Genomic DNA, 1,128 nt, shown 5'->3' with positions numbered 1-1,128 from the left:
AAAATTCCCTTTATATAATTTTAGATGACGAGTTTAATATAATAAGTAAGTCTGATAAGCTTGATAAAAATACCGATTATTATGCAAAAATAAAGAAAAGCCGACAGCACAAAGTAGCCGGAAGTGTTAAATTTGAGATCAAATTTATGCACCGCGGCTAGCTCTCCTTCTTTACCTCATCCATATACGAGTAAATCGTGACTTTCTGCGTCCTAAGCGCCTTTGCGACGAGCTCTACAGCGCCTTTTACCTCAAAAATTCCTTTTTGCGCGAGGAATTTTACGATACGCTTTCGATCCTCTTTCTTCATCCGCTCTACATCCAGATCGTGCGTAGCCGATGCGATCAGATCTTGGACGATATCAAGGATATTTTGCTGCGAATCGTTAGAGTTTTTTGCTTCTAAATTTACGCTGTCATTTGAGTTCGCTTCATCTAATACTGCGTTGTTGCAGCCTCCGTCGGTAAAATTTGCGCCCTGCAACTCCTTGCTATCGAGCTTTGCATTCGGCAGCAGATTTTTTATTGCTTTGTATGCGGCCATGGCGCTTGAGGTATCGATATTTACACACAGCGCGCCTACTACTTTGCCGTTTACGGCGCGGATCAAAGAAGTCGAGGAGCGTATGAGCTTGCCGTTTTGCGCGGTGAAGTAGTAGTTTGCGGTGCAGTCGTTTTCAAAATTTTTGCTTAGCAACACGTCCTTTATCAGATGATCGAAGCTTTGGCCGATCCTCCTGCCCGTCACGTCGCCGAGGACGAAAACGACGGAGTTTTGCGGCGTGCTCATATCGTGGATGACCACCTCGCAATCGCCGATCGTATTTTTAATAAGGTGCGCGGTCGGTATAAAGGTCTGCAAAAGCTGATTCAATTTGAGTTCCTTAAATTTCATATAAAAAAATCTATAAATTTAGATTAAATTTTAAAATTTCTGCAAATTTATAGAAATACTTATATATTTTTAATAAATTTAGAGTAAAATTATATAAAATTTTATATGCAAAGGAGCTTAAATGAAAGAAATTTATCCAACCGGTTTCGCGCCGAAAAAGGCGCATTATGCGCCGGGCATCTTAGACGACGACGGTACGCTCTACGTCTCGGGGCAGCTAAGCGTGGATCCGC

The 1,128-nt window shown here is 41.8% G+C and carries 1 protein-coding gene; it reads right to left on the bottom strand.

Annotation, left to right across the window (positions count from 1 at the left end):
• Positions 1 to 157: 157 nt before the first annotated feature.
• Entirely contained in the window at positions 158 to 874 is a 717-nt protein-coding gene (locus tag Q0135_RS03865; protein WP_297988406.1) for a PAS domain-containing protein, read from the bottom strand.
• Positions 875 to 1,128: the final 254 nt, after the last annotated feature.

The organism is uncultured Campylobacter sp., from assembly GCF_937981295.1.
Lineage (GTDB): Bacteria > Campylobacterota > Campylobacteria > Campylobacterales > Campylobacteraceae > Campylobacter_B.
This window is presented reverse-complemented; position numbering and strand designations above follow the sequence as displayed.